Source organism: Acinetobacter sp. V2 (assembly GCF_001188385.1).
GTDB lineage: Bacteria > Pseudomonadota > Gammaproteobacteria > Pseudomonadales > Moraxellaceae > Acinetobacter > Acinetobacter oleivorans.
The window spans coordinates 1-245 of record NZ_JZFB01000009.1; the positions used below are offsets into that span (position 1 = coordinate 1).

General features: G+C 40.8%; 1 protein-coding gene. It reads right to left on the reverse strand.

Annotation, left to right across the window (positions count from 1 at the left end):
• Positions 1-53: 53 nt before the first annotated feature.
• On the reverse strand, positions 54-245 hold a 192-nt coding region (locus tag UC75_RS22305; protein WP_228137479.1), incomplete at its 5' end, for a DUF4126 family protein.

A 245-nucleotide genomic window follows, 5' to 3' on the forward strand; every position in this document is an offset into this window, starting at 1 on the left:
AACAGGATGTTGGGCTTTTTTTATGGTCATTTAAAAATGATATTGAAGCTAAGCTATAGCGGACTATGCGCCTGTTCTTGCTTTTTATGACGTATCCAACATATTACCAAAATAACAGCAATAACCACCACAATCGCAACCAGCGCAGGAACTAACAAAGCTGAAACCGAAAGTAAAATTGCTCCAATCCACTCCCCTGTAGCAACAACAAAATTCCCTAAGCCGCCTGTGGTTGCAGTTGAAAC